Source organism: Enhygromyxa salina (assembly GCF_002994615.1).
Classification (GTDB): Bacteria; Myxococcota_A; Polyangia; order Nannocystales; family Nannocystaceae; genus Plesiocystis; species Plesiocystis salina_A.
The window spans coordinates 1-6,002 of record NZ_PVNK01000082.1 but is presented as its reverse complement, the minus strand read 5'-3'; the positions used below and the strand labels follow the sequence as shown (position 1 = coordinate 6,002).

Here is a 6,002-nt window from a genome sequence, read left to right as displayed (position 1 = left end):
CGGAATGTTCGCCGAGGGCGCGAAGCCAAAACGCCGCTGTACCGGGCGTACTGCAAGTTTTGGCGACAAAGCCATCGGCGAAGAGGCCAAGCGAGGCGGCGCGAGGCATTGCACCCCGGGCTGCTAGAGCTTCGTTACGTTGAGCACGAAGAGCCCAAAGTCGTCGGCGCTGTGCCCGTCCACGACCACGAGCAGCTCCTGCCCTACAAAGAGGTCGGCGATGAGCTCCGAGTGGAGCTCGAGGTTGACGTCGTCGTTGCATGACAGCGGCGGGCCGGCGCACTCGTCGAGGGTGTAGAGCACGGTGTCGAACGCGCTGCCGTTGGTGTCGAAGCGGTAGCTGCCGGGGAGGGGGGCGATGAAGGTGTAGACCTGCTCGGGCGCGTTTTGACCTCCGCAGCCGCTCGCGAGCTGGCTGGGTGCCTCGGTCGTGTCGCCGAAGAGCTGCAGCGGGAGGTTGGGGAGGAGCGGCGCGAGGTCGCAGACCGGCGGCTCGGCCTCGGTGATCGTGAGCTTGAGCGGCCCCTCTTCGAAGGGCCCGACGCCGTCGACGGTCACGGTCACGATCTCGCCCTGTTCGAGCTCGACGGTCAGGCGCGACTCGAGGTTGATGAAGTCGTCGTTGCAGGCGAGCTCCAGCTCGCCGCACTCGTCTTCGTTGATGTACACGACGGTGTCGAAGCTGCTGTCGCTCGTGTCGAAGGTGAAGCTGCCGGTCCACGGCGCGACGAAGCCGAGCTGGTAGTCTGGCGCGGCCCCGAGCCCGCAGCTGCCGAGGGAGTCGTCGTTGCGCCCGATCGTGTTGTCGAGGATCAGCGCGGGCAAAGTGTCGCCCTTCCAGGTCTCGTCCCAGCAGCGCTCGGGGTCGTCAAAGGGCTCTGGGGGGTCGTCCTCGCCGTCGCCGTTGTCGCCGTCGTCGTCGTCTTCGTTGCCGGTTTCGCCGCCAGAGCCGGGCGCTTCACGGTTGGCGCCGCCCTCGTCGAATCCCCCGTCCCCGTCCCCGTCGCCGTCGCCGTCGCCGTCGCCGCCAGTCTCGCCGGTCTCCTCCCAGTTACCCCACTCGCCGCCGTCGTCCTCACCGGGCTCGGGGCAGCCGCTCATGACGATGAGCGACAGACCGAGTGCAAAGCGCGCGAGCCAACGAATCAACATGAATCGATCGTATCACGCGAATACCGCCCAAATGGCGCCACACGGTAAGCCAGCGCTGATCTAATCAAAATCAGAGGGTTGTACATGGCTACTTTTCTTTTGTTCGCCGTGCTGCTTCAATCGTGTCGTGACAGTCACCTACAGCCTCGCACCCACACAAATCCCAACCAGCATGAAACAAGGCTCTCACCGTTTGAACATGCTGATCTGTGCGGTTTTTTTACTCGCGGCGACTGGTTGCAAAGGTGACCCCGAAGGTGGTGACGAATCCACACAGGACACCGAAACCACCCAAAGCGAAACTGATCTGGATGTGGGTGAGAGCGAGAGCGAGAGCGAGACTGGTGAGCCAGACCCCATCAGTTACACGGACCCGGGTGAGTACTCAGTTGGCAACCTGGCTATCGGTCTAGCCGATCCAGACAACGAGCGAGTTTTGCGTGTCGAGCTTTGGTACCCAGCCACGCGGGCCGCGGCGGGCGCAGAGCAGGCGCTGACAGATTTCGTGATCGACGAGCCCGACGCCGCGAGCTTCGCGGCGCTCGTCGACGTCGCGCCCGCCGAGTGCGTGCGGACCCAAACGGCGAGCGCCGCGGCGCCAGAGCTGGCCGAGATCGCGGGCCCGTGGCCGACGCTGGTGTTCTCGCACTGCCACGGCTGCGCACGCTTCTCGTCCTTCTCGCTGGCCGAGCACCTCGCGAGCCATGGCTTCCTGGTCGCGGCGGTCGACCACGCGGGCAGCACCGTGTTCGATCAGCTCGCCGACGAGCTGCCGCCGATCGACGAGGCCACGCTCGAGCTGCGCCGTGACGACGTCATGCGGGTCATCGACGAGCTGCTCGATCCGGCGGCGACGAGCTTGCCCGACCCCTTCGTGGGTCTCGCCGACGGCGAGCGCCTCGGCGTGTTTGGCCACAGCTTCGGATCCGTGACCACGGGCAAGGTCCTGCAAGATGATCCGCGCCCGCGCGCGGGCGTCGCGATCGCGGCGCCGATCGAGAACCCCTTGCTGCCGGGCGTGACCATGGCCGGGATCGACGAGCCCCTGATGCTCTTCGTGGCCGTCGAGGACAACAGCATCACGGAGTTCGGCAACGCGGCGATCCGTCAAAACTTCACCGACGCCAACGCGCCCGCGTGGAAGCTCGAGTTCGCCGACACCGGACACTTCGCGTTCTCCGACCTCGCCGGGCTCAGCGACTACTTCAGCGCGGGCTGCGGGGAGGGCGAGCGCCAGACCGATGGCGCGCCCTTCACCTACGCGGATCCCTTCGCGGTTCGCAGCCTCGCGGCCGGGCGCGTCGCGGCCTTCTTCGCCCTCCACCTGCTCGGTGACGACGAGGCCCTCGCCCAGCTCGAGGCTGGCGACCCGCTCCTGGACGTACAGTCGAAGTAAGGGGCGAAGGGGCCAAGGAGCGGCGGATCAGAACTGGAGCTGGAGGCCGCCCGGCGCGGCGCTGAGCTGCGCCCGCTTGCGAGCGCCGCCGAGCATCACGGCGCCGCCGATGCCCATGCCGAGACCGGCGATCTGGATGACGCCCGTGAACGCGAGGCCGAAGCCGAGGGTCGCCGAGCTCTGCCGGCTCGCGGCGATGAAGGGACCCACGGCGGGGATCAGCATGGGCCGGCCTGTCTCGGTGAAGCCCGTGTCGATCAGCGCCGTCGCCGAGATCGCGGAGATCAGGTAGGTCACGCCGAAGATGCTGAACCCGGCGATCGTCAGGCCGAGGCCACGGTTCTTGTTCAGGCCCGGGGGCGGGGCCGGCTGCGGCTGCGGCATGGGCTGAGGCTGGCCGTAGGCCTGAGGCTGCGGCTGCGGCTGCGGCTGGGGCTGGCCGTAGGCCTGAGGCTGAGGCTGCGCCTGCGGTTGCTCCCAGCCGGGCTGGGGCTGGGGCTGAGGCTGAGCTTGCGGCGCAGGTTGAGGCTGAGCCGCGGGCGCGGGTTGAACCGCGACCGGTTGGGTCGCGGGCGCGGGCTCGGCGGGCTGAACGGGTTGCTCGGCAGGAAGGTCCGGCGGGGCCGCGAACGCGACCGAGGGCAGCGACCAGCTCGCGGACAGGCCGACGATGAGGGCGACAGAGGTGAGCAGACGGGGAGTCGATTTCGTGCGGCGTGACATGGAGACCAGCTATCCGATCAGGCGGTGGCAGGATCAGTCTTAGCACGGCTCGCTGGCGATCAAATGTAGTAATTCGCTGTTGCGATCCGCAACACTCGATGCGTGGCACGTCTCCGCGCTGCGTAGGCTGGATCACAGGTTGGCCTGCCACAAGGGGGCCTGACCGTCCGACCGGGCTGGTCGCTAGACCACGATCGTGGGACGGTCGGGGCCGGTCATGGACGCCCTATTCGTCGTCGTCGCGGAGCTGTTGGTCGTTCCGCTCATCCTTTGGGGGTTGATCGTCCTCGAGCTGACCGTCGGCGTCGGGGCCTCGATCACAGCGATTTTTCTCGGCCGTCGCACGGCCTCGGAGGCGGTCCTCTACACCTGGCGCTCAGTCCGTCGGCGCTTGCTGTGGAGCCTGATCTTCCTGAGCTCGGGCTTGCTGCTGGCCGATCTGGTCTTCTTCGACGCGATCGTCGGCCTCGCGCTCGGCTCGGCTGACGACCGTGAGGACCTCGACGTGCAGTTTAGCAACGCCGACGGGAGCTTCATCCTCGGCCGCATCGAGCTCCATCAGCTCACGCTCTCGGGCGAGCGCGGCGGCGACGACCCGAGCACCCGCTTCGCCGTCGACATCGACAGCCTCGTGATCGACATCGACACGGCGCGCCTGCTCGCGCTCGACTTCGCGGTCGAGGAGATCGCGATCGACGGGGTCGACGGCAGCCTCGATCGGCTGCGGCCCGGCGAGCCGACCCCCGACAGCGAGGACGAGATCGAGCTCGCGCGCGAGTTCAGCGTCGAGCGCCTCCACCTCGGCGACATGGCCGTGACCCTGCGCGACCACGGGGCTGACCGCGGCTCGGTCCGCGAGCTCGGGGTCGAGATCCAGGAGCTGGACATCGGGCCGCTGCGCAGCGAGACCGCGATCTTCGACTTGCTCTACCGCGCCCGTGGCCGGGGCTCGGTCGGCGGACACGGCTTCGTGCTCACGGCCAGCGAGCGTGACGGCGCCGCCCAGACCACCCTCGAGGTCGACGACCTGCCCCTCGACGCGCTCGGTGAGCAGCTCGAGAAGGCCGCGGGGGTGCGCGCGAGCGGCAGCGTGGACCTGAAGGTCGTCAACACCCACGTCGACGGCCCCTCCGAGCCGCAGATCGACCTCGACATCCAGCTGCAGCTGCGCAACATCGAGCTCGGGGCCGGCGAGGACGCGAGCGTCGGGACCAAGCTGATGCTCGAGATGGCCGAGCGCGCCGTCGCCAAGCTCGGCGACGACTTCCCGCTGGACTTGCAGCTCAGCGTGCAGCGCAGCGAGCTCGACGGACTGCGCAGCTTCACCGAGTCCGGCATCGTCGAGCGCGTCGCCGACGGGATCGTGACCGCGCTGCGCGATGAGCTGCGCCGCCGCGAGCCGACCGAGCCGACTGGGCGATGACGGACCCGGACGAGCGACGCGGGGGTGCTGTCCGGACGCGGCTGCCGCGGCTGGCCCCTGCGTGGGGCCGCGAGGGCCCCGGGCTCAGCCGCCCGGCACGACCGCGACCGGGCAGTTGGCCGCGGCCGCGAGCTCGCTGCTGACGCTCGACAGCCGCGAGGGCCCCCCGGGCTCAGCCGCCCGGCACGACCGCGACCGGGCAGTTGGCCGCGGCCGCGAGCTCGCTGCTGACGCTCGACAAGAACAGGCGCTCGACCGGGCCGAGCATGCGCGAGCCGGTCACCACCATCGCGGCGTCCTTGGCGTGAGCGACCTGCAACAGGTGCTTGGCCGGATCGCCCATGAACACGTGGTGCTCGGCGTGGCCGAGGCCCTGGGCCGCCGCCCACTCGCGGAGCTTGGCCCCAGCCGCCTCGCGGGTCTGATTCTGAAGGCGCTCCATCGTCGCCGTGGGAATGTAGGAGACGCCCCAGTGAAAGGCCTGGCTGCCGTGGGCGAGGAGCAGGGGGAGGTCGAGGCGAGCCGCGAGCGCCGCGGCGAACTTGGCCGCCTCGTTGCAGTGCTCGCTGAGGTCGACGCCGACGATGATCGGGCCCTCGCCGAGGCCGCGGTCGTCGTCGACCCCGAAGTCCGGCGGCACGACCACGACCGGGACCGGCAGCCGCCGCAGCAGCCGGCGGGTGACCTCGCCGAGGCGCACGAGCGGATCTTCGTCGCGCTTGGCCCGACGGCCGACGACCAGCGCGTCGACCCCGAGGCGCGCCGCCGACTCGGACAGACCGCGCTCGACCTGGTCGTCCTCGACGAGCTCGGCGCGAACTCGTTCGACGTCGAGGCCCGCCCGGGTCATGACCTCGGCGACGTCCTTGGCGACTTGCTGGCGGATCTGCTGGGCCTCCTCGTGATTGATCAGGGGGTTGAGGAGCTCGCGGTCGGGGATCACGTGGACGCCGACGGTCAGATCGTCGCTGCCCTCGGTCAGCGCGGCGACGAGGCGCAGCGGCCCGAGGTGATCCGCAGCTAGCTCGACGCCGACGCCCCACTTCTTGACCGCTGATTTTTGCTGATCCGGCATGGGCGCAGCATCGAATGTTCGAGCGGGTCTCGTCCACCTCGAGAGCGGCGCTTTTTTTGCCGACCTGCTCCGCGTTGGGAGCAGGGGAGCGAGTACCACGGGGCTAGCACCCCGGGCTGCTAGCAGCCCGGGGTGCAATGCCTCGCGCCGCCTCGCTTGGCCTTTTCGCCGAGGGCTTTGTCGCCAAAACTTGCAGTACGCCCGGTACAGCGGCGTTTTGGCTTCGCGCCCTC

Annotated in this window: 5 protein-coding genes; 2 read left to right on the top strand and 3 right to left on the bottom strand. The window is 69.0% G+C overall.

Annotated features, from left to right (window positions below; genetic code table 11):
• Positions 1-123 precede the first annotated feature (123 nt).
• Positions 124-1,152, bottom strand: a complete 1,029-nt coding sequence (locus tag ENSA5_RS35735; RefSeq protein WP_146155452.1) for a hypothetical protein — start codon at positions 1,150-1,152, stop codon at positions 124-126.
• A 436-nt stretch (positions 1,153-1,588) separates the two neighbouring features.
• On the opposite strand from ENSA5_RS35735, the gene ENSA5_RS07935 reads away from it, so the two are divergent.
• Positions 1,589-2,548: an alpha/beta hydrolase family protein gene (locus tag ENSA5_RS07935; protein WP_106391030.1), complete on the top strand. Its 960-nt coding sequence runs from the start codon at positions 1,589-1,591 to the stop codon at positions 2,546-2,548.
• Between the two features lie 27 nt (positions 2,549-2,575).
• Here the strand turns inward: ENSA5_RS07935 and ENSA5_RS37225 are convergent, their stop codons facing one another.
• Positions 2,576-2,932 (bottom strand): hypothetical protein, encoded by a 357-nt coding sequence (locus tag ENSA5_RS37225; protein WP_181197496.1) that lies wholly within the window; start codon positions 2,930-2,932, stop codon positions 2,576-2,578.
• Between the two features lie 556 nt (positions 2,933-3,488).
• On the opposite strand from ENSA5_RS37225, the gene ENSA5_RS07925 reads away from it, so the two are divergent.
• Complete coding sequence (locus ENSA5_RS07925; protein ID WP_106391028.1) at positions 3,489-4,694, top strand: AsmA family protein; 1,206 nt, start codon at positions 3,489-3,491, stop codon at positions 4,692-4,694.
• 172 nt (positions 4,695-4,866) lie between these two features.
• On the opposite strand, the gene ENSA5_RS07920 is transcribed toward ENSA5_RS07925, so the two are convergent.
• Positions 4,867-5,769, bottom strand: coding sequence for a universal stress protein (locus ENSA5_RS07920; RefSeq protein ID WP_106391027.1), 903 nt, complete (start codon positions 5,767-5,769; stop codon positions 4,867-4,869).
• Positions 5,770-6,002: the final 233 nt, after the last annotated feature.

Excerpts from the sequence above, each read along its gene's own strand:
- ENSA5_RS35735 (WP_146155452.1), bottom strand. The coding sequence starts at position 1,152 with ATGTTGATTCGTTGGCTCGCGCGCTTTGCACTCGGTCTGTCGCTCATC.
- ENSA5_RS37225 (WP_181197496.1), bottom strand. The coding sequence starts at position 2,932 with ATGCCGCAGCCGCAGCCGGCCCCGCCCCCGGGCCTGAACAAGAACCGT.
- ENSA5_RS07925 (WP_106391028.1), top strand. The coding sequence starts at position 3,489 with ATGGACGCCCTATTCGTCGTCGTCGCGGAGCTGTTGGTCGTTCCGCTC.
- ENSA5_RS07920 (WP_106391027.1), bottom strand. The coding sequence starts at position 5,769 with ATGCCGGATCAGCAAAAATCAGCGGTCAAGAAGTGGGGCGTCGGCGTC.